This is a genomic window from Streptomyces sp. JLBG701 (assembly GCF_058544905.1).
The window spans coordinates 680,163-703,855 of record NZ_CM178588.1 but is presented as its reverse complement, the minus strand read 5'-3'; the positions used below and the strand labels follow the sequence as shown (position 1 = coordinate 703,855).

The window sequence follows — 23,693 nt, the reverse complement described above, 5'->3', positions numbered from 1 at the left end:
GAAGGCTTGCCTAATGCAGAGTCATGGTCAAGCCTGGACGAGCCTTTGATCCGGAGGCTAGGGTCTGGAATTAGGTTAGGTTAACCTAAGCTCGGGGAGGAAGGTCATTGCTGCGTTATTCGAGCACCCAGACGCAACTGCCGGGAGACCCCTTACTGTTCGCCGCGAGGCTGGCCGAGGCGGGCCTGTTCGACCAGTACGTGGTCTACGAGCGAGAAGGTGACTGGTGGTTCGCCGGGGGAGCCCTCGGCGAGGTCGTGGCCGACGCCTCCGGGATCCGCCACCGCTGGCTCACCCAGGAGTCCACGGCCCCGCTCGGGTCGCATCCACTCCGCCAAGTCCAGGAGAAACTGGCGGAGATGGCCGTAGAAGGATGGAACGCCTACGGGTGGATGGCCTTCGAACTCTCCTACCTCTACGCCGGCCGCGCAGACCGGGCCGGCGGCGACGAACTGCTGCATCTCGTGGTGCCGCACAGTGAAGTGAGGCTCGGTCAGGGCCGAGCCGTGGTCCGCAGCGTCGACCAGGGGACCCTGGACGCGCTCGTCGGGCTGCTGTCCGAACCCCTCGCCGACCGCACCGCCGAACCCGAACCCCGCCCGATCGACGTGGCCGATGTCGGCGGCGGATACCGGGAGTTGGTGGCCGAGGCGATCGAGGAGATCAGGACCACCGAGCTCCAGAAGGTGATCCTGTCCCGGACCGTCCCCGTGCCCTTCCCGGTCGACTTCGTCGCCACCTATGTGCACGGCAGGTCGCGGAACACCCCGGCCCGCTCCTACCTCCTCCAGCTCGGCGGCAGACGCATCGTCGGCTTCAGCCCGGAGACCGTCGCCGAGGTCGGCGCGGACCGGACGGTCGTCACCCAGCCGCTCGCCGGCACCCGGGCCCAAGGCCTGGGCGTGGAGGAGGACGAACGACTGCGCGCCGAACTCCTCGCCGACCCCAAGGAGATCTCCGAACACGTCCTGTCCGTCAAACTCGCGGAGGAGGAGATGGCCACCGTGTGCCGCCCCGGCACGGTCTCGGTGCGCGACCTGCTGAGCATCCGCCGGCGCGGCAGCGTCCAGCACCTCGGCTCCAGCGTCCACGGCGAACTCGCCGACGATGCCACCGCCTGGGACGCGCTACGGGCGGTCTTCCCGGCCGTCACCGCCTCCGGCATCCCCAAGACCCCGGCCTACGACTGCATCACCCGCCTGGAGAAGGAGAAACGCGGCATCTACGGCGGAGCCGTCCTCATGGTCGGCAGCGACGGTGCGCTCGACGCGGCCCTGGTCCTGCGCACCCTCTTCGAGGAGGACGGCCGCACCTGGCTGCGGGCCGGCGCGGGCATCCTGCCCGGGTCCACCCCCGACCGGGAGCTGGAGGAGACCTGCGAGAAACTGCGCAGCGTCGCCCCTTACGTGGTCCCCCTGGAGCCGGTCCCGCTTCCCGCCCCGCCAGGGCGCGGTCGGGGAACCGCATGAGACTGGGAGAAGTGGTCGTCGACGTCGCACCACTGCGGTCGAGCAGGGACTTCCGGCTGATGTTCGCCACCCTGGCGATCTCGATGGTCGGCACCCAGCTCACCTCGGTGGCGGCGAGCATCCAGGTCTACGACCTGACCGGCTCCTCGGTCCAGGTCGGCTTGATGAGCCTGGTACTCGGCCTGTCGCTGCTGGTCGGTCTGGTCGCCGGGGGAATCCTCGCCGACCGGGTCGATCGGCGCCGGGTCATGCTCGTCACCCGGGCGATCACCGCTGTGGTGATCGCCGGGCTGGCGGTCAACGCGGCCCTGCCCGATCCGCAGCTGTGGTTCGTCTTCGTGGCGGCCGTCCTGGCGGGCGGGACCAGCGGCCTGGGCGGACCGGCGATGATGGCGGCCACCCCGTCACTCGTGGAGCCGCGGCAACTGGCCGCGGCCGGAGCGCTCACCACCCTCACCGCCCAACTGGGCGGCATGGTGGGACCCTCACTCGCGGGGGTCATCGCGGCAGGCCCCGGCGTCGCGGCGTGCTTCGCGGCCGACGCCGCCGTGTACGTGGTCGGCCTCGCACTCCTTGCCCCGCTGCCCGAACTGCCGCCGGAGAAGTCGGCGCAGCCGCAGCATCCGCTGAAGGCGATGGCCGAGGGGCTGCGCTTCCTGCGCGGCAACCGGGTCGTCGCCGGACTGCTTCTGATCGACGTGTGCGCCGTGGTCTTCGCCATGCCCTACGCGCTCTTTCCCGAACTGGGCACCGAGCACTTCGGCGGCGGCCCGTCCACCGTCGGCCTGCTCTACACCGCGCCCGCCGTCGGCTCGTTCTGCGCCGCCCTGACCAGCGGCTGGACCGGTCGGGTGCACCACACCGGACGGGCCCTGATCGGCGCGGTCGCGGTGTGGGGCGTGGCGATCGGCTGCTTCGGCCTCAGCCCCAACCTGTGGACCGCGCTGGCCTTCCTGGCGCTGGCCGGCCTCGGCGACACCGCCTCGGAGATCCTGCGCCGGGCACTGCTCCAGCACTACACCCCGGACCGCCTCCAGGGGCGGGTCGGCAGCCTGTGGCTGGCCCAGGCCACCGCGGGACCCTCCGTCGGCAACCTCGAAGCGGGCCTGGTGGCAAGGGCGTTGGGTTCCTCGGCGGGAGCCGCGGCGGTCGGCGGCCTGGTCTGCCTGGCCGGCGTGGCGACCGTCGCCCTGGCCATGCCGGAGCTGCGCAAAGCCACTCTGCACGGTCCCTCGGGAGCCGAGGGACCCACCGAGGACGACCGGGCCTCACCCGCCGGGGCCTCACCGGCGGCCGACTGACACATCGTCGTGCGACAGGGCACGGGACGCCCACCTGGAGAGCCATGCCGAGCGCGCAGATCAACGGGATCCGACTCCACTACGAGGACAACGGCGCGGGCGAACCGGTGCTCCTGGTCATGGGCCAGGGGGCCGGTGGACGTGCTTGGCACCTCCACCAAGTACCCGCCCTGACGGTGGCCGGACACCGCGTCGTCACCTTCGACAGCCGGGGAATCCCGCCGAGCGACGAGTGCGCCGAGGGGTTCACGATCGACGACCTGGTGGCCGACGCCGCGGGGCTCGTCGAACACCTGGACCTCGCGCCGTGCCGGGTCGTCGGCGTCTCCATGGGGGCCTACGTCACCCAGGAGTTGATGCTGGCCCGGCCCGAACTCGTACGCCAGGGCGTGCTGATGGCCACCCGTGGCCGTACCGACGTCCTGCGCGCGGCCATGACGGCGGCCGAACGCGAGCTGTACGACAGCGGGTTGGTCCTGCCTCCGGCCTACGCGGCCTGGGTGCGGGCGCTGCAGAACCTGTCGCCGCGCACGCTGAACGACGACGGGCGGATCCAGGACTGGCTGGAGGTCTTCGAGTTCGCGCCGCCCGCCGCCGGACCGGGCACACGGGCCCAACTGGACCTGGAAATACCGGAGGGACGGCTCGCCGCCTACCAGGGCATCGAGGTGCCCTGTCTGGTGATCGGGTTCGCGGACGACCTCACCCTGCCGCCGCACCTGGGCCGAGAGGTGGCGGCGGCCGTCCCCGGAGCGGTCTACCAGGAGATCAAGGACTGCGGCCACTACGGCTACCTGGAGCGGCCCGACGAGGTGAACCGTGTGCTTCTGGAGTTCTTCCGCGCTCGGCAAAGTTAATTTAGGTTAGCCTCACCTAAGTCTCTACTCTGGGGGTATTGGTGCAGCGCACCTTGCTCAACGGAAAGATCCATCGAGCCACCGTGACCCAGGCCGATCTGCACTACGTCGGTTCCCTGACCATCGATCAGGACCTCCTGGACGCCTCCGACATCGTCGAGGGCGAAGCCGTCCAGGTCGTCGACATCGACAACGGCGCCCGCCTCACCACGTACGCCATCCCCGGCGAACGCGGCAGCGGAGTCATCGGGATCAACGGAGCCGCCGCCCATCTCGTCCACCCCGGTCACCTCGTGATCATCATGTCCTTCGCCGTGCTCGACGACTCCGAACGGGCCGCCCACCGGCCCAGGGTCGTCCATGTCGACAAGAGCAACCGCATCGTCGCGCTCGGCGCCGACCCGGCCGAGCCGGTGCCCGGGGCGCCGGACCAGTACTCGGGATCCCTGCCTGGGAGGAACTGACCCATGTCCAACCCGTTCGACGACGACAACGGCGTCTTCCGCGTCCTGGTCAACGACGAAGGCCAGTACTCCCTGTGGCCGGACTTCGCCCCCGTACCCGCCGGCTGGCAGAGCGTGCACGGCCCGGACAGCAGGGCCGCCTGTCTGGAGCACATCGAGACGCACTGGACGGACATGCGCCCGCGCAGCCTGGCGGAGGCCATGCGGCAGGCGGAGTCCTGATGGCGGGCCGCCCCGGTGGGCAGCGTCCCGGGGTCGAGGACGTGCTCCCCCTCTCACCCATGCAGGAGGGCATGGTCTTCCACGCCCTCTACGACGAACACGCCCGGGACGTCTACACCGGCCGGCTGGCCATCCGGCTCGAAGGTCCGCTCGACCCCGCGCGGCTGCGCACCGCCGCCACGGCCCTGCTCGCCCGGCACGCCAATCTGCGTGCCGGGTTCCGCACCCAGCGCTCGGGCCGCCCGGTCCAGGTGATCAGAAGCACGGTCCCGACGCCCTGGCGCGTCACCGACCTCTCCGCCCTGCCGCCGGAAGAGCGCGAGCAGTCGTACGACCGACTGCTGGCCGACGACCGCGACGAACGGTTCGACCTGGCCCGCCCACCGCTGCTCCGCTTCCGGCTGGTCGTGTTCGGCGAGGACGACCACCGGTTGGTGGTCTGCTCCCATCACCTCCTCTGGGACGGCTGGTCCGCCCCGGTGCTGGTGCGCGAGCTCTTCCAGCTGTACACCTCGGACGGCGCCCCGGGGGTCCTGCCCCGCGTGCGGCCCTACCGCGACTATCTCGCCTGGCTCGCCCGGCAGGACCGGGAAGCCGCCCAGGAGGCATGGAAGGCCGCCCTGAAGGGACTTGACGAACCGTCACTCATCGCGCCGGAGGCGGGGGAGTACGCGGTCGAGCAGCCCGAGCGGTTGGTCCTGGAACTCTCCGAGGAGGAAACCGCCGCGCTGACCGACGCGGCGCGCGCCCGTGGGCTGACGGTGAGTTCGGCGTTGCAGGGACTGTGGGCGGTGCTGCTCGGGAGGTTCACCGGCCGCTCCGACGTCGTCCTCGGCGCCACCGTCTCCGGCCGCGACGCCGACGTGCCCGGCATCGAGTCGATGGTCGGCCTGTTCATCAACACCCTGCCAGTGCGAGTGCAGTTGCGGCCCGCCGAGCCGCTCGCGGACCTGCTCGTGCGGTTGCAGACCGAGCAGTCCGCCCTCCTCGACCACCGGTATCTGGGCCTCGCCGACATCCAGCGCGCCGCCGGGCACGCCGTGCTCTTCGACACCCTGCTCGTCTTCGAGAGCTATCCGATCGACGACGACGGAATCGCCCGCGCCCTTGGCCCCGACGGTCCCCGGATGACCGGAGTGTCCGTCCTGGACGCCACCCACTACCCACTCACCCTGACCGCACTGCCCGGCGACCGCCTGACACTGACCCTCAGCCACCAGCCGGCCGCCCTGGACGCCGCGACGGTCGCAGGCATCGCCGAGCGACTCCACCGCCTGATCCGGGTGTTCACGGAGGATCCCGCACGCCCCGTCGCCCGCCTCGACCTGCTGTCCGAGGACGAGCACCGCGTACTGCGCGAGCGCGCGGAGCACACGACCCGCCCGCTCCCGCACCCCACCGTGCGCGCCCTGTTCGAGGAACAGGCGGCCCGCACCCCGGGGGCGCCCGCCGTGCTCGACGGCGACGCCACCCTCACCTTCGCCGAACTCGACCTCCGCGCCGACCGCTTGGCCACCGCCCTCGCCGAACGCGGCGCCGGACCCGAGTCAGTCGTCGCCGTCGCCCTCCCGCGCTCCGCCGACCTGGTGACCGCCCTGCTGGCGGTCCTCAAGGCCGGGGCCGCCTGCATGCCGGTCGACCCGGCCTACCCGCCCGACCGGATCGCCCTGATGCTCGGCGACGCCCGGCCCCGCCTGGTGGTCTGCGACGGGCCCACGGCACAACAACTGGGCATCGCACCGGAGTTGGTGATCCGCCCGGACGCGCTCCCGTCCGAAACGGTCGTACGGGACCGACGCCCGCCCCTGTCGCCCGAGCACCCCGCGTACGTCATCTTCACCTCCGGCTCCACCGGCCGCCCCAAGGGCGTACTCGGCACCCAGCGCGCCCTCGCCAACCGGCTGGCCTGGGGCCGCGAACTCTCCGCCGGAGCCCCCGGCGTACGGGTGGCCAAGAGCCCGCTCAGCTTCATCGACGGACTGACCGAACTCCTCGGCGCGCTGGTCGCGGGCGAGGCCGTGGCACTCGCCGACGACGACGCGGCCGGCGGCGACCCGACGGCCCTCGCCGCACTCACGGACCGCCGACGCGCCACCCTGCTGACCGCGGTCCCCAGCCTGTACACCACCCTCGTCGAATCCGCCCCCCAGGACGCCTTCGGCTCGGTCCGCACCTGGGTGTCCAGCGGCGAGCCACTCTCCGCCGAACTGGCCCGGGCCATCACCGGACGCTGGCCACAGGCCCGCCTGATCAACCTCTACGGCTGCTCCGAGGCGGCCGGCGACAGCCTCGTCCACGTCTACGACGGCGAGGCCACGGTCCCCCTGGGCCGGCCGATCGCCAACACCCGCGTCCATGTGCTCGACGCCTTCCTGCAACCCGTACCGGCAGGCGCGGCGGGGGAGTTGTACCTGGCCGGAGCCGGTCTGGCCCGCGGCTATCTCCACCAACCGGGCCGCACCGCCGAACGGTTCCTCGCCGACCCCTTCGGCCCACCCGGCAGCCGCCTCTACCGCACCGGCGACCTGGCCCGGCTGCGTGCCAACGGCACCGTGGAATTCCTCGGCCGGGCCGACGACCAGGTCAAGATCAGGGGCTTCCGCGTCGAACCCGGCGAGATCGAGGCGGGGCTCCGCGCGCTGCCCGGCGTGGGCCGAGCGGCGGTCGTGGCCCGGAAGGATGGTTCGACGCCACTACGACTGGTGGCGTACGTCGTGCCGGCACCCGGGGTGACACTCGAACCGACTGCTCTCCGCCGCGAGTTGGCGGAACGGCTGCCGGGCCACCTCGTACCGGCCGCCGTGGTCGTCCTCGACGCACTGCCGCTGACTCCCAGCGGCAAACTCGACCGCCGCGCGCTGCCCGCCCCCGACTTCACCGGGACCAGCGCCTTCGACCCGCCACGCACCGAACCCGAGAAGGTGCTGTGCGGCCTGTTCGCCGAGGTCCTCGGCCTTGAACGGGTCGGCGTCCACGACGACTTCTTCGAACTCGGCGGCGACAGCATCGTCTCGGTCCGCCTCGCCGACCGGGCCCGCCGAGCCGGCCTCGCGCTCTCCCCCCGGGACGTGTTCACCCACCGCACCCCCGCAGGCCTGGCCCGCTCCCTGCCGGCCGAGGCGCCGCCCGAGGAGTTCACGGCGAGCGCCGCACCCCTGGTCGCACTCAGCCAGTCGCAGCTCGACAACGTCAAGGCGAGGTGGAAGACGCGATGAACGACGAGCAGCCCGTCGGGACGGTCGACGACGGCGGTTCCCTGGTCGAGGACGTCCTTCCGCTGTCCCCGCTGCAACAGGGCCTGCTGTTCCACGCCCTGTTCGACGAGGGCGCCCAGGACGTCTACACCATGCAGTCCCTGGTCGAGATCGAGGGCCCACTCCGCCCCGCCCTGCTCCGCACCGCCGCCGAGGAGCTCTACGCCCGGCACGCCAACCTGCGCAGCGCCTTCCTCCACGAGGACCTGGACGAGCCGGTGCAGGTGGTGCTCAAGCAGGTCACCGCCGACTGGACCGAGACGGACCTTTCCACGACCGAAGAGGCCGAACAGCAAGCCGAGTTGGCGCGACTGTGCGCGGCCGACACCACGACCCGCTTCGACCTGACGAACCCCCCGCTGCTCCGCCTCACCCTGGCCGGCCTCGGCGGCGACCGCTGGCTGCTGATACTCACCAACCACCACCTCCTGTTGGACGGCTGGTCCATCCCGCTGCTGGTGCGGGAACTGCTCCAGCTGTACGCCGCCCAGCTCGCCCCCGGCCGCACGGCGCCCCTGCCCGCTGTACGCCCGTACCGCGACTTCCTCGCCTGGCTGGCCTCACGGGACCGGGAGTCGGGCGCCCAGGCCTGGCGCCAGGCCCTGGCGGGGGTCACGCCGACACTGCTGGCGCCCACGACGGCAGGGTTGGCACCCGTGGCACCCGAACTGCACACCCTGCGGCTGTCCGAACAACTCACCACCGAAGTCCAGGGGTTGGCCAGAAGCCGCGGAGTCACCGTCAACACGGTCGTACAAGGCTTGTGGGCCCTGCTGCTGGCCCGGCTGACCGGCAGGGACGACGTGGTCTTCGGCGCGACCGTGGCGGGCCGCCCCGCCGAACTCGCCGGCGTCGAGTCGATGATCGGCCTGTTCATCAACACCGTGCCCGTGCGGGTGTCCGTACCGCCCGCGGAGCCCGCGGCCGCCTTCCTGCGCAGGGTGCAGGACGAGCAGTCCCGGCTGATGGACCACCACTACATGGGTCTCACCGAGATCCAGCGCCTCGCCGGCGCCGGCGACCTCTTCGACAGCCTGCTCGTCTTCGAGAACTACCCCATCGACGGGGCGGCGGTGGCGGAGGCCGAGGCGGCGGCCGGCCTGCGGATCGTCGACGTCAAGGGCTCCGGCGCCACGCACTACCCGCTGACGCTCGCGGTACTCGCCGAGCAACGCCTAGGCGTCGTCTTCGAGTTCCGCCCCGACTCCTACGACCGCACGACGGTGGAACGGTTGGCCGCCCGCTTCGAGAGGCTCGTCCTGGCGGTCCTCGCAGCCCCCGACACCCCACTGGCCGCACTCGACGCCCTCGCCCCCGAGGAGCGTGCGGCCCTACTGGCGGGAGGCATCGAGAAGCGGCTACCGGTTCCCCACGTCACCATGCCCGAGGTTCTTGAGGCGCAGGCGGCCCGGACCCCGGAAGCGGTGGCGGTGGTGGGCGACGGCGAGCGACTGACTTTCGCCGAACTGAACACCAGGGCCAACCGCTTGGCCCGCCTACTGATCGAACTGGGCGCCGGCCCCGAGCGGATCGTAGCCATGGCGCTACCTCCGACACCGGACACCATCACCGCGCTACTGGCCATCCAAAAGGCGGGCGCCGCCTATCTGCCCTTGGACCCGGCATGGCCGGAGGACCGAATCACGGGGATGCTGACGGATTCAACTCCGGTGGCTTTGCTAACGACGTCGAGTACAGCGCCGGTTAAGGGGCGCGGGGAACTGCGCGACCAGCCACACACAACCCGCACTGTCGATACGACCGTTGTCCTCCTGGACACCCCGGCCACTCAACAGAAACTGGCTGCGACCGACGCCTCCACCCTCACCGACGCAGACCGCCTGGAACCCCTCCTCCCCGAACACCCCGCCTACGTCATCTACACCTCGGGCTCCACGGGCCGACCGAAGGCCGTAGTGGTCCCGCAGCGAGCCATCACCAACCTCTACGCCGCCCACAACGCAGCCCTGTTCACCCCGGCGGCGGCAACGCTAGGCCGGCCGCTCCGTATCGGCCACGCCTGGCCAACCGCCTTCGACGCGTCCTGGCAGCCCATGCTGTGGATGTTCGCCGGCCACGAACTGCACCTGGTCCCCGAGGACGTACGCCGCGACCCGGACGCTCTACGCGGATTCCTCACCGAACACCGCATCGAGTTCATCGAACTGTCCCCCTCCCTGCTGGGCGAACTGGTAGCCCAAGGCGGCGACTGGCAGGGCGAGTTGAAGGTGCTGGGTGTCGGCGGCGAGGCCGTACCCCCCGATCTCTGGCGGACTCTGCGAGCCACGGACGGCCTGGTCGTCCACAACCTCTACGGCCCCACAGAATGCACCGTCGACTCCGCCGACTGCGACCTCTCCCTCGCCGACCGCCCCGCAATCGGCCGACCGGTCGCCGGCGCCAGCCACTACATCCTGGACGGACACCTGAACCCGGTCCCGACCGGCGTCGAGGGGGAGCTGTACATCGCGGGCGAGGGCCTGGCCCGGGGCTACCTGGGCCTCGCGGAGGCCACCGCGAGCCGCTTCGTGGCCGACCCCTTCGACAGCCGCCCCGGCACCCGGATGTACCGCACCGGCGACATCGCCCGCTGGACCGAGGACGGCCTCGTGGAGTGCCTCGGCCGGGTCGACGACCAGGTCAAGATCAGGGGCTACCGGATCGAACCCGGCGAGATCGAGGCGGTGTTGCTCGACCACGAACTCGTCGAGCGGGCCGCCGTCGTCGTACGGGAGGACGCCCCCGGAGTACGCCGACTCGTCGCCTACGTCGTCACCACCGCGCCCGCCGAAGAGACGGCGGACCTGGAGCCGCTGCGCCGGGCCGTGGCCGCCGTACTGCCCGACTACATGGTGCCGTCGGCGTTCGTCGCGGTCGACGGATTCCCGCTCACCCTCAACGGCAAGCTGGACACCGCCGCGCTCCCGGCCCCGTCCCGCTCCGCCGGACCCGCCGCCGAACCGCCGCGCGACGCGGTGGAGGAGCGTCTCGCCGGGCTCTTCGCGACCGTGCTCGGACTGGACACGGTCGGCGTGCACGACAGCTTCTTCGCGCTCGGCGGGGACAGCATCGTGTCCATGCGGCTCGTCAGCCAGGCCCGTGGCGCGGGGCTGGCGATCTCACCGCGTGACGTGTTCGAACAGCCGACCGTGGCCGGACTGGCCCGACGGGCGGGCAACGCCGTCGACCGGGCACCGGTCGATGCGGACGCGGGCATCGGAGACGTGCCGCTCACCCCGATGCTGACCTGGCTCACCGAACAAGGGGGACCCTTCCGCGGACTGAGCCAGGCCCGTTTCCTGCGCACCCCGGCGGCCATGGACCTCGATGGGCTGCGGCGCACCGTACAGGCCGTCCTTGACCGCCACGATCTGCTGCGTGCCACGTTCGGGGCGGACCAGGACGGGGCGTGGCGATTGTTCGTCGCTCCTGTGGGTGCCGTGCGAGCCGCCGACTGTGTGCGGCGGTTGGACGCCACGGAGTTGGACCACCCGGCGATGGGCGCGCTGGTGCCCGAGGCCTTCGACGAGCTGGTGACCGAGCTCGACCCGGCGACCGGGGCGGTGGCGCGATTCCTGTGGTTCGACGCGGGGGAGGGCCGCGAAGGGCGGCTTCTCGTCGTGCTGCACCACCTGGTGACCGACGCGGCGTCCTGGGGTGTGGTGGTCGCCGACCTCGCCGCGGCCTGGGAGGGCAGCCGGCTGTCGCCGCCCGGCACCTCGTTCAGGGAGTGGGCGCACGCACTGCGGGCCGAGGCCCGGACAGCTCGCCGTACGGATGAACTGGCCCTGTGGAAGGGGATGTTGGACCGACCGGAGCCGACTCTGGGCGTCGCGCCGCTGGACCCCGCCCGCGACACCAGGGCCACGCTCCGCAGGCACTGGACCACACTCGGCCCCGACCTCACCGCACTTCTGGCCTCCGGCTCGGTCCAGGAGGTCCTGCTGACCGCGCTGGCGCTCGCGGTACCGGGCTGGCGGGCCGAACGGGGGCTCCCTGACGGCCCTTCCGTGCTGATCGCGCTGGAGGGCCACGGCCGGGAGGAGCAACTGCTGGCCGGGGCGGATCTGTCCAGCACACTCGGCTGGTTCACCACCGTCTTCCCGGTCCGCCTCGATCCCGGGTCGGGGCCCGGAAAGGATCAGGTGCGCCGCATCCGCGACCAGCTGGCCGGGCTGCCCGACAAGGGGATCGGTCACGGACTGCTGCGGCATCTCGCCCCGGAGACAGCTGCCGAACTCGCCGAACTGCCCGACCCGCAGATCGAGTTCAACTACCTGGGCCGGATGACCATGGGCGAGCGCGACGGCGGGGCGGTGTTCACCAGCGCACCCGAGACCGGGGCTCTGGGCAGCGGCGCCGACCCCGGGATGCCCGCCCCTTACCCCCTGGTCGTCGACGCCGTGATCACAGACGGGCCGGAGCTGAAGGTGGTGTGGCAATGGCCGCAGCGGCTCTTCACCGAACCTGAGATCGGGCGGCTGGCCGAGCTGTTCACCACCTCCCTCCGACTGCTGCTGAAAGGCGGAGACCAGTGACGGAGACCCACGCGGCACCGGCCGGCGACCTGGCCGCACGCAAACGCGAACTGCTGCGCCGCAGGCTGGAGAGCGCCGGGCTCGCAGGCGGCCCGGCCCGCTCCGAGCGCATCCCGCCCCGGCCCGCGGACGCGGGACCCCTGCCGCTGTCCTTCGCCCAGTCCCGGATGTGGCTCCTCCAGCAGCTCGACCCGGACAGCCCCGCCTACAACGTCTGCCTGGCCATCAGGCTGACCGGCCCACTGGACCCGGCCGCACTGCGGACCGCCTTCCAGGGCCTGGTCGACCGGCACGAGGTGCTGCGCACCCGGTACCGGGCCACCGCAGACGGCACCCCCGAGCAGGTCGTCGACACCGGAGTGGAGGTGGAGTTCGGGACGGTCGATCTGCGCGGCCTGCCGGAGGAGGAGCGGGAGCGACGCGCCGAGGAACTGGCCCGTACCGCCTCCGCGACCCCGTTCGACCTCACCGCCCACCACCCGCTACGGGCCTTGCTGATCCAGCGGGCGGCACAGGACCACACTCTCGTTCTGACGGTGCATCACATAGCGTGGGACGGCGGCACCTTCAACGCCCTCTCCCGCGAACTGAGCGCCCTCTACCGGGAGTCGGCCACCGGAGAACCCTCCGGCCTGGAACCGCTGCCCGCCCAGTACCCCGACTTCGCGCTCTGGCAGCGCGACACCTGGACCGACGAGCGGCTGGCCGAGCACCTGGACCACTGGCGCACGGCCCTCACCCCAGGGCCCCGACCCCTCGCCCTGCCCGTGGACGCCCCACGCACCACCCGGCCCACCGAGCAGGGCGGCCGCCGCTTCCGCACCTTCGGCCCGGAGGTGACCGAACGGCTCACCACCGTCGCCCGGAACGCGGGCGCCACCCCCTTCATGGTCCTGTTCGCGGGCCTGGCCGCACTCCTCCACCGCTCCACCGGCGCCACCGACATCCCCATAGGCTCGGCCGGCATGAACCGCGACCTCCCCGGTCTGGAGCAGCTGATCGGCAACTTCGGCAACACACTGGTGCGGCGCGCCGACCTCGACGGCGACCCGGGATTCGCCGAACTCGTGGAGCGCGTACGCCAGTTGTGCACCGACGGCTACGCCCACCAGGACATGCCCTTCGACAAGCTCGTCGAGACGCTGCGTCCGGAGCGGCACCCCGGTCGTGCCGTGTACTTCGACGTCATGCTGCTCTTCCTCACCCAGGGACTCGAAGGGCCGCAACTGCCAGGAGTGCGGACCGACTGGGAGACCGTCCACAACGACACGACCCAGTTCGACCTGTCCCTGGAGGCCTTCCTCACCGGAGGGCAACTGCGGATCGAGGCGACCTATCGCAGCGGCCTGTTCACCCCGGACACTGTCGACCGGCTCCTCGGCCACCTGGAGACCCTGCTCGCCGCCGGACTCGCCGACCCGGAACGCCCCGTCTCCCGCCTGCCGTTGATGGCCGAGACCGAGGAACGCCGGGTCCTGGACGAGTGGAACGCCACCCACCACCCCGTCCCGGCCACCACCCTCGCCGAGTTGCTCGACCGGCAGCCGGGACGCACTCCACACGCACCGGCACTGCTCTGGGACGAGGGCCAGCTCGACTACGTTGAACTGCACGCCCGCGCCAACCGACTCGCCCGCCTCCTCATCTCCCAGGGCGTAGGCCCCGAGCGGCTGGTGGGCGTGGCGCTGGACCGCGGCCCCGACCTGGTGGTGGCGCTGCTCGCGGTCCTCAAGACCGGCGCCGCCTACGTCCCCCTGGACACCGGATACCCCGCCGAGCGGCTGGCGTTCATGATCGAGGACGCGGCGCCCGCCCTGGTACTGACGTCCACGGCCACTGCCCCCGTGCTGCCGGCCCGCGGAACACCTCTGCTGCCGGTCGACGACCCCGCCGTACAGGAGTGCATCGCCGCCCTCGATCCGGGCGAACTCGCCGACGGGGAGCGGCTGCAGCCGCTGCGGCCCGAGCATCCCGCCTACGTCATCCACACCTCCGGCTCCACGGGCCGCCCCAAGGGAGCCGTCGTCCCGCACGCCGGGATCGTCAACCGGCTGCTGTGGATGCAGTCCGAGTACGGACTCGGCGCCGAAGACCGTGTACTCCAGAAGACCCCCGCCAGCTTCGACGTCTCCGTCTGGGAGTTCTTCTGGCCGCTCATCACCGGAGCGGCACTGGTGCTCGCCCGCCCCGGCGGCCACCGCGACCCCGGATACCTCGCGGAACTCATCCGCGAACAGCGGGTGACGACCGCCCACTTCGTCCCCTCCATGCTGCGGGTCTTCCTCGACGACCCCGCCGCCCAGCGGGCCCGTGGTGTCCTGCGCCGGGTGGTGTGCAGCGGTGAGGCCCTGCCCTCGGAGCTCGCCGAACGCTGCGCCGAGCTGCTGGACGGCACCGAACTGCACAACCTCTACGGCCCGACCGAGGCGGCCGTCGACGTCACCGCCTGGCCCTGCGCGGAGGGGACCCGGTCCGCAAGCGGCTCCGTGCCGATCGGCCGGCCCGTCTGGAACACCCGCACCCTGGTCCTCGACGGGGCGCTGCGCCCGGTGCCGCCGGGTGTGCCCGGCGAGCTCTACCTGGGCGGCACCCAGCTGGCCCGCGGCTATCTGCACCGCCCCGGCCTGACCGCCGAACGCTTCGTCGCCGACCCCTACGGCCCGCCGGGCGCGCGCCTCTACCGCACCGGCGACCTGGTGCGCTGGACCGCGGACGGCGTGCTGGAGTTCCTCGGCAGGTCGGACGACCAGGTGAAGATCCGCGGCTTCCGGGTCGAGCCCGCCGAGGCCGAGGCCGCCGTCGCCGCACTGCCCGGGGTCTCCCAGGCCGCCGTGACGGTCCGCGAGGACACACCGGGGGAGCCGAGCCTGGTGGCGTACGTCGTCCCGCGAGCCGGAGCCGACCTGGAGCCGCTACGCATCCGCGACGACCTCAGGACCGTACTCCCGGACCATCTGGTGCCCTCCGCCGTAGTGATCCTGGTCGAACTGCCGCTGACCCCCAACGGCAAACTCGACCGCAAGGCCCTGCCCGCACCCGACCTCTCCTCCCTCACCACCGCCACCGCACCGCGCACCCCCGCCGAGTCGACGCTGTGCCGACTCTTCGCCGACCTGCTCGGTCTGCCCTCCGTCGGCATCCACGACGAGTTCTTCGCCCTCGGCGGTCACTCTCTCCTCGCCACCCGGCTGGTTGCCCGGATCCGGGTCGAGCTGGGCGTGGCCGTCCCACTGAGGGCCGTGTTCGACACGCCCACCGTGGCCGCACTCGCCCCCCTGCTGGACGTACCGACCGAGCGGCGGCCCGCCCTGCTCCCGGTTCGGCGTCCCGATCCGGTGCCGCTGTCCTCGGCCCAGGCCCGGCTGTGGTTCCTGTACCGGCTGGAGGGGCCGACGCCCACCTACAACATCCCCACAGCCGTACGGCTCACCGGCCAACTCGACCCCGCCGCGCTGCGAACGGCACTGAACGACGTCGTGGGTCGGCACGAGGCATTGCGCACGCTCTATCCGGACGACGACGGCACGCCCCGGCAGGCCGTACTGGCGCCGGAGGAGGCGGCCGTACCGTTCGAATTCGTGGACGTCAGCGCCGGGGAACTCGACGCGTGCCTGAGCGAAGCCGCCGCCCACCCCTTCGCGCTGGACACCGAAATCCCGGTACGCGCCACGCTCTGCGTCCTCGCCCCCGACGAACACGTCCTGCTGCTGCTCATCCACCACATCGCCACCGACGGCTGGTCCGAGGAGCCGCTGCTCCGCGATCTGGAGACCGCCTACCGTGCGCGGCTGCACGGCGCCAGCCCGGACTGGCCACCGCTCGCCGTGCAGTACGCCGACCACACCCTGTGGCAGGAGCAAATCCCCGACGACACAGCAGATGAGCAACTCGCCTACTGGGCCCAGCAGTTGACCGGTCTCCCCGAGGAACTGCAACTGCCCGTCGACCGGCCGAGGCCGGCCATCGCCGGATACCGTGCGGGCGTAGTCGACTTCGAGCTCGACCCGCGGACCCACCGAGCCCTGCGCGAACTCGCGGCAGACGTCGGCGGCACGGTCTTCATGGCGCTTCAGGCCGCACTCGCCGTCCTTCTCGGCAGGCTGGGCGGGGGCGACGACATCCCCCTGGGCAGCCCGGTGGCCGGACGAGACGATCCGGCCCTCGACGATCTGATCGGTCTCTTCGTCAACACGCTCGTGCTGCGCACCGACATCTCGGGCGACCCTACGTTCCGGGCGCTGCTCGCCCGGCTGCGCGAGGCCGACGTGGACGCCTTCGCCCACCAAGAGCTGCCGTTCGAACGACTGGTGGACGCGCTGAGCCCGACCCGCTCGATGGGCCGCCATCCGCTGTTCCAGGTGATGCTCGCCCATCAGCAAGCCCCCGACGAGAGCCGGGACTTCGCCGGTCTCACGCTCCGTCGGCGGCGCGTCGACTTCTACACCGCGAAGACCGATCTGGCCTTCCACCTGTTCGAGCGGGCGGACGCCGGTGGCGTCAGCGGCTCCCTCGTCCACAGCGCCGATCTCTACGACCCCGACACCGCACGGGAGTTGGTGGAACGGTTCGTCCGGCTGGTCGGCGAACTCACCCGGCAGCCGGACCGCCCCGTGGGCGCGGCCGACATCCTCACCCCGCGCGAACGCTCGCTGCTGCTGGGCGAGTGGAACGACACCGCCCACCCCATGCCCTCCACCACCCTGACCGCACTCTTCGAGGAACAGGCCACCATCACCCCGGAGTTGGCGGCCGTCGAGTACGGCACCGAAGACGGGCGAACCCTGACCTACGGCGAGCTCAACGCCCGCGCCAACGCCCTCGCCCGGCGGCTGACCGCACTCGGGGTGGGTCCGGAGCACCGCGTCGGCATCCACCTCGAACGGTCGGTGGAGCTGGTGGTCGGACTGCTCGCCGTCCTCAAGGCCGGCGGAGCCTTCGTCCCGCTGGAGCCGTCCTGGCCCGCCCGTCGGATCACCGAGGTGTGCCGGAGCGCGGCGCTCACGGCGGTGCTCGGAGGGGCGGGAGACGAGACCGCGACCGTGCTGGGCGCCGACGGCCCGCCCGTCGTCGAGGTCGATGTGGACGTCCCCCTGCCGGAAGGGCCCGACGCCGAGAATCCCCACGTTGCCGTCGACCCGGAGGGCCTCGCCTACGTCATCTACACCTCGGGTTCCACCGGCGCCCCCAAGGGCGCGATGATCCGGCACCGGGCCATCGCCCATCGGCTGCTGTGGCAGCGGGAGTTGCTCGGATTCGGCACCGAGGACGCGGCCCTGTTCAAGGCCCCGCTCAGCTTCGACATCTCCATCAACGAGATCTTCCTGCCCCTGGTGAACGGCGGCCGCGTCGTCGTCGCCGAACCCGACGGCGAACGGGACGTCGACTATCTCCTGGACACCGTCGAACGGCACCGGGTGACCTTCACCTACCTGGTCTCCTCCATGCTCGACCTGCTCCTGGAACAGGACGGCTTCGCCCGGCGCGCCCGGTCGCTGAAGCACGTGTGGTGCGGGGGAGAGGTGCTCACCCCCGAGCTGTTCGCCCGCTTCCGGGCGGGCAGCCAGGCGGTGATGTACCACGGGTACGGACCGGCCGAGGCCACCATCGGCGTCAGCCACGTGGTGTACCGCACCGGGGCGATCCGCAGCGCCGTCTCCATCGGCTGCCCCAACGGCAACACCCGGCTCTACGTCCTCGACGACCGCCTCCAGCCGGTCCCGGTCGGCGTACCCGGCGAGCTGTACGCCGGCGGCATCTATCTCGGCCGCGGCTACGTCAACGACCCGCGCCGCACCGCCGACCACTGGGTGGCCGACCCGTTCGGCCCGCCCGGGGACCGGCTCTACCGCACCGGGGACCTGGTCAGATGGCAGCGCGACGGCACCCTGGAGTTCCTGGGCCGCGCCGACAACCAGGTGAAGATCCGCGGGATGCGGGTCGAGCTGGAGGAGATCGAGGCCGTCCTCGAACAACACCCCGGCGTCCGGCGCGGAGTGGTCGTGATCCGCGAGGACTCCCCGGGAGTGAAGCGGCTGGCCGGCTACCTCCTGCCGGCCGAAAACACCGCCCAGGACACGGAACGGGACGGCCTGGTCGCCGAGCTGCGCGGCTGGCTGCTGGAGCGGCTGCCCGAGCACATGGTGCCGGTGACGCTCACCGCCCTGGACGCCTTCCCGCTGATGCCCTCCGGCAAGGTCGACCGTGGCAGCCTGCCCGCCCCCGAGATCGCCGCCGTCGCCCCGACCCGGGCGCCGGCCAACGAACGCGAGCGTCGGCTCTGCGAGTTGTTCGCTTCCGTCCTCGGGCGGCAAGGCGTCGACGTCGACGACAACTTCTTCGAACTCGGCGGCGACAGCATTGTCTCCATCCGCCTGGTGACCCTGGCCCGCAAGGCCGGCCTCGCCATCAGCCCCCGCCAGGTCTTCCAGACGCCCACCCCCGCCGGCCTTGCCTCAGCCGCCGACACCACCCCCACCGTCACCGTGCGGGCCCCCGCCGACGAACCCGTGGGCGAGGCCGAACTCACCCCGGTCATGCGGTGGTTGGCCGGCCCCGACGGCTCCTACGGCGGCCTCGCCCAGGCCGTCCTGCTGGTGACGCCGCCCGACCTGACGTACGACCGGGCCGTCGCCGTCCTGCAAGCTGTACTGGACCGTCACGACCTGCTCCGGGCCCGCTTGGTGACGGAACCGGCGGAGCGCGGCAGGCTGGTCGTGCCCGGGGAAGGCTCCGTGGACGCCCACGACGTGCTCAGCCGCGTCCCGGCCGACGAGGCGTTGGACGGGCAACTCGCCGAAGCGGCGCTCGACTGCCGACTCGCCGACGCGGCGGCCCGGCTCGATCCCCGTGCCGGGCGCATGCTCCAGGCCGTCTGGTTCGACGCGGGGGAGGGGAAGCACGGGCGGCTGCTCCTCGTCGCCCACCATCTGGTCGTCGACGGGGTGTCCTGGCGGATCATCGGCTCCGAGCTGGCCGAGGCCTGGCAGGCGGTACGGGCTGGTGCCGACCCGCGTCCGCAGCGCACCGGAACCTCCTTCCGAGGCTGGAGCCAACTCCTGGCGACGGAGGCACGCAAGTCCGCCCGGGTCGGTGAACTCCCTTGGTGGACAAGGGTGGTGGAAGGATCCCGGCCTCTGCTGGAGCGCCCGCTCGACCCCGCCCGCGACACCGCCGCAACGCTGCGGGAGCAGACCCTGGTACTCCCACCCGACATCACCCGACCGCTGCTCACGGAGATACCCGCCGCCTACCACGCCGGCGTCCCCGACGTACTGCTCACCGCCCTCGCCCTCGCCGCCGTCGCCTGGCGGGAGGCGCGGGGCGACCTGACGGGGCGCTCGCTGCTCCTGGGTGTGGAGGGACATGGCCGGGAGGAGGACATCGCCGACGGAGTCGACCTGTCGGCCACGGTCGGCTGGTTCACCACCTTCCACCCGGTCGGCATCGACCCCGGCCCGCTCGATCTCGACGAGGCGCTGTCCGGCGGCCCCGCCACCGGTACGGCACTGAAACGGATCAAGGAGCAACTGCGCGCGGTGCCGGGGCGAGGCCTCGGATACGGCCTCCTGCGCCATCTGAACCCCGACACCGCCGAGGCCTTCGCGAAACTGCCGCAGCCGCAGATCGCGTTCAACTACCTCGGCCGGTTCACCGCGTCGGCGGCCGGACACGCGGAGCCCTGGGAACTGGCCCCCGAGGCCCCGATGTTGAACGTCGCGCCGGACAGCGCACGGCCCGCGCCCTTCGGTCTGGAGATCAACGCCGTGGCCGTCGAGGACGGCGGCGAGGGCGTTGACGTACGACTGCACGCCTCTGTTGCCTGGCCCGAGGCGTTCCTGACGCGGTCCGAGGCGGCCGACCTGATCGCGCTGTGGGAGCGGGCCCTGCACGGCCTCGTCCGCCACGTCGAGGACGCTCCGGCAGGCGGCCTCACTCCGTCGGACCTCTCCCTGGTGACCCTCACCCAGGAGGACATCGACGACTTCGAGAGCGACTTCGACGACGACCTCGATGCCGATCTCGGCAGCGATTTCGGTAGCGACTTGGGCAGTGACTTCGACAGGAGGAACCGGTGACGCAGCACCCGCCGACCGCGGACGAGCTTCTCCGCTCGGTCACGGACGCACTCGGCCCGGCGGACGCGCCGCCGAGCGAGGACGACAGCCTCATCACCTGGGGCCTGGACTCGATCACCCTGATGAAGGTCGCCAGTGGCTGGCGCCGGCAGGGCGTCCGGATCAGCTTCGCCCAACTGGCCAAGGAGCCGACCCTGCGCGCCTGGCGTGCGCTGCTGGAAGCCCACACCGGAGATCGGAAGGCCGCGGCTCCCGAGCCCCCGGCCCCCGAGTCGGCAGCGCCCGTGGCCGAACCGGCCGAGCCCTTCCCCCTGGCCGTGATGCAGCACGCCTACTGGATCGGCCGCGGGGACGACACCACGCTCGGCTCCGTCGCGGCCCACCTCTACGTCGAGTTCGACGGCACGGACGTGGACCCCGAGCGGCTCGACCACGCCGTACGGGCCCTGGTGCGGCGGCACGGCATGCTGCGGGCCCGCTTCACCGACGACGGCCACCAGCAGATCCTGCCCGAGCTCACCCGCCCCGCGACCGCCGTCAGCGACCTGCGCGCACTGGACCCGGAGACGGCTGCCGCCAAGCTGGAGGAGATCCGGCACTCCTCCTCGCACGCCCGGCTCGACATCTCCGCCGGTGAGGTCTTCGCCGTCCACCTCTCACTGCTCCCGGACGGGCGCAGCCGGCTGCACGCGGACGTCGACATGCTGGCCGCCGACGCGCTCAGCTACCGCGTGCTGCTCTCCGACCTCGCCGCGCTCTACGAGAACCCCGACACGCCACTGCCCCCGATCCGCACGACCTATCCGGCGTACCTCGCCGAGCGCACCGAGGTGCGGCGGCTGAGCCGGGAGCAGTCGCAGGAGTGGTGGCGCGGGCGGATCCCCGAACTGTCCGCCGCACCCGAACTCCCGCTCGTCCCCGAGGCCGAGCGCGCCGACCCGACCCGGGTCACCCGGCGCCACCACTGGCTCCCACCGGAGGAGAAGCACCGCCTGACGTCCCGCGCCCACCAGCACGGTCTGACACCCGCCATGGCGGTGGCGACCGCCTTCGCCGAGGTACTGGCCGCCTGGAGCGGACAGCCGCGCTTCCTGCTCAACGTGCCGATGTTCGACCGCAGGGGCTCCCACCCCGATGTGGACCTACTGGTCGGCGACTTCACCAGCTCCGTGCTGCTCGACGTCGACGTGCGGGGGAGCGACTCGTTCACCGACCACGCCCTGCGCCTCCAGGACCGAATGCACACGGATGCCGCACACGCCGACTACTCCGGCGTCGAAGTACTCCGCGACCTCTCCCGCCACCAGGGCGAACAGGTCCTCGCCCCCGTGGTGTTCACCAGCGCGCTCAATCTCGGCGAGCTCTTCGACGCGGGCGTACGACGCCACTTCGGGGAACCGGTGTGGATCATCTCCCAGGGCCCGCAGGTGCTGCTGGACGCCCAGATCACCGAGGTGGACGGCGGGATGCTGGTCAACTGGGACGTACGGGAGGACGCCTTCCCCGCCGGCCTGGTCGACGCCATGTTCGCCGCCTTCCACGGCCTCGTCACCAGGCTCGGCACCGACGAGGCCGCCTGGGAACAACCGCTGCCCGCGCTGCTGCCCGCTGAACAGACCGCCGTACGCGCCGACGCCAACGACACCGCTGGACCCCGCAGCCACCGGCTCCTGCACCAGGCCTTCTTCGAGCGCGCGGCCGAACGACCCGACGCCCCAGCCGTGCTGTGGGACGACCAAGGCGCGCTCTCCTACGGCGACTTGGCGGACCGCGCGCTGCGCACGGCCGCCGCCCTGGTGAACCGCGGTGTGCGTCCCGGGGACACGGTCGCGGTCAGCCTGCCCAAGGGCGCAGACCAGATCACCGCCGTACTCGGGGTGCTGGCCGCCGGAGCCACCTATGTACCGATCGGGGTGGAGCAGCCGCCCGCCCGCAGGGACCGGATCCGCGCCACCGCGGGCTTCCGGATCACGCTGACCGACGGCCGTCCCGTGAAGGGTCTCGACGCCTTGCCGGTCGCCGAGGCGGTACGCGCCGAGCCGCTGCCGGAGCCGTTGACCGTGGACGAGGAGCAGCCCGCCTACGTGCTGTTCACCTCCGGGTCCACCGGCGAGCCCAAGGGTGTCGAAGTGCCGCACCGGGCCGCCATGAACACCATCGACGACCTCAACGACCGCTACGACATCGGTACTTCGGACCGTTGCCTCGCCGTGTCCGCACTCGACTTCGACCTCTCCGTCTACGACCTGTTCGGGCTGCTGAGCGCGGGCGGCGCACTCGTCCTGGTCGACGAGGGCGACCGCAGGGACGCCCGGCAGTGGGCCGAACTGGTGCGCACGCATCGGGTGACGGTCGTCAACTGCGTACCGCCACTGCTCGACATGCTGCTGCTCGCCACCGGTCCCGGCGAACTCGCCGGGCTGCGCGTGGTGTTGCTGGGCGGGGACTGGGTCGGCACCGACCTCCCGGCGCGGCTCGCCGAGCGAGCGCCCGGCTGCCGGTTCACCGGGCTGGGCGGAACGACGGAGACCGCGATCCACTCCACCGTCTGCGAGGTGACGGAGGGTCAAGTTCCGGCACACTGGCGGGCGGTGCCCTACGGAACGCCGTTGCGCAACGTCCGCTGCCGGGTCGTCGACGCCCGTGGCCGGGACTGCCCCGACTGGGTGCCCGGCGAGCTGTGGATCGGCGGGGACGGGGTGGCCCCCGGCTACCGTGCCGATCCGGTGCGCACCGCTGAGAAGTTCACCGAGTGGGAGGGCACCCGCTGGTACCGCACGGGCGACCTCGCCCGCTACTGGCCGGACGGCACCCTGGAGTTCCTGGGCCGCCGCGACCATCAGGTGAAACTGCGCGGCTTCCGGATCGAGTTGGGCGAGGTGGAGTCGGCGCTCACCGGACACCCCGGCGTGCGGAGGGCCGTCGCCGGACTCACCCGCGGCCAGGGTGTGCAGCTGGCGGCCGCCGTGGCAGCCGAACCGGGCTTGGCGGAGGACGAACTCCGCGAGTGGGCGCGGTCCGTGCTGCCGCCGCACATGGTCCCGTCGCGCATCGCGGTCGTCGACGAACTGCCGCTCACCTCCAACGGCAAGCTCGACCGGCGCGCCGTACAGGAGCTGTGGCAGGCCCAGGGCCCCGCGGAGCACCTGGCCCCCGCCACCGCGCTGGAGAAGGTGGTCACCCAGGTGTGGGCGGACGTCCTCGCCGTCGATCGCGTCGGTCTCGACGACGGCTTCTTCGCACTCGGCGGCGACTCGGTCCTGGCCACCGTGATCGTGGGCCGGCTACGGGAGGCCCTGGACACCTCCGAGGTGTCGGTACGGGCCCTGTTCGGTTCCCTCACGGCCGGCGCGATGGCCAAGCGGCTCACCGCCGAGGAGACAACTCCCGGACGGCTTGAGCAGGTTGCCGCCATCCACTTGGAGATCCAGGAGATGTCGGCCGAGGAGGTCGACTCGGCGCTGAGCGAGGACTCGTAGCACGACAGTGTCCTGAGGGACGACGAAGCGGCGG

At 71.9% G+C, this 23,693-nt stretch carries 9 protein-coding genes and 1 pseudogene; all 10 read left to right on the top strand.

What is annotated here, in order from left to right; genetic code table 11:
• Nucleotides 1-107 precede the first annotated feature (107 nt).
• The 10 genes and pseudogenes from AC5DRG_RS03205 (at nucleotide 108) to AC5DRG_RS03160 (ending at nucleotide 23,659) form a co-directional block, all read left to right on the top strand.
• The gene (locus AC5DRG_RS03205) at nucleotides 108-1,469 is read left to right on the top strand and encodes a salicylate synthase (RefSeq protein ID WP_491807889.1); all 1,362 of its coding nucleotides are present in this window, start codon (nucleotides 108-110) and stop codon (nucleotides 1,467-1,469) included.
• Nucleotides 1,466-2,770: an enterobactin transporter EntS gene (entS, locus tag AC5DRG_RS03200; RefSeq protein WP_491807887.1), complete on the top strand. Its 1,305-nt coding sequence runs from the start codon at nucleotides 1,466-1,468 to the stop codon at nucleotides 2,768-2,770. The genes AC5DRG_RS03205 and entS overlap by 4 nt, the downstream gene beginning before the upstream one ends.
• A 44-nt stretch (nucleotides 2,771-2,814) precedes the next feature.
• Nucleotides 2,815-3,627: an alpha/beta fold hydrolase gene (locus AC5DRG_RS03195; RefSeq protein WP_491807885.1), complete on the top strand. Its 813-nt coding sequence runs from the start codon at nucleotides 2,815-2,817 to the stop codon at nucleotides 3,625-3,627.
• A 41-nt stretch (nucleotides 3,628-3,668) separates the two neighbouring features.
• On the top strand, nucleotides 3,669-4,091 hold the full coding sequence (gene panD, locus AC5DRG_RS03190; RefSeq protein ID WP_491812954.1) for an aspartate 1-decarboxylase: 423 nt from the start codon (nucleotides 3,669-3,671) through the stop codon (nucleotides 4,089-4,091).
• 3 nt (nucleotides 4,092-4,094) lie between these two features.
• Nucleotides 4,095-4,313, top strand: a complete 219-nt coding sequence (locus AC5DRG_RS03185) for an MbtH family protein (protein ID WP_491807883.1) — start codon at nucleotides 4,095-4,097, stop codon at nucleotides 4,311-4,313.
• Nucleotides 4,313-5,656 (top strand): annotated as a pseudogene (locus AC5DRG_RS03180) (condensation domain-containing protein); the annotation flags it as partial. The gene AC5DRG_RS03185 and the pseudogene AC5DRG_RS03180, both read left to right, overlap by 1 nt.
• A gap of 57 nt (nucleotides 5,657-5,713) precedes the next feature.
• The gene (locus tag AC5DRG_RS03175) at nucleotides 5,714-7,528 is read left to right on the top strand and encodes a non-ribosomal peptide synthetase (protein WP_491812953.1); all 1,815 of its coding nucleotides are present in this window, start codon (nucleotides 5,714-5,716) and stop codon (nucleotides 7,526-7,528) included.
• The gene (locus tag AC5DRG_RS03170) at nucleotides 7,525-12,105 is read left to right on the top strand and encodes an amino acid adenylation domain-containing protein (protein WP_491807881.1); all 4,581 of its coding nucleotides are present in this window, start codon (nucleotides 7,525-7,527) and stop codon (nucleotides 12,103-12,105) included. Before AC5DRG_RS03175 ends, AC5DRG_RS03170 begins: the two co-directional genes overlap by 4 nt.
• Nucleotides 12,102-20,180: an amino acid adenylation domain-containing protein gene (locus tag AC5DRG_RS03165; RefSeq protein WP_491807879.1), complete on the top strand. Its 8,079-nt coding sequence runs from the start codon at nucleotides 12,102-12,104 to the stop codon at nucleotides 20,178-20,180. Before AC5DRG_RS03170 ends, AC5DRG_RS03165 begins: the two co-directional genes overlap by 4 nt.
• A complete protein-coding gene (locus tag AC5DRG_RS03160; protein ID WP_491807877.1) occupies nucleotides 20,177-23,659 on the top strand; it encodes a non-ribosomal peptide synthetase in 3,483 nt (1,160 codons plus the stop codon). Before AC5DRG_RS03165 ends, AC5DRG_RS03160 begins: the two co-directional genes overlap by 4 nt.
• The last annotated feature ends 34 nt before the right edge of the window (nucleotides 23,660-23,693 follow it).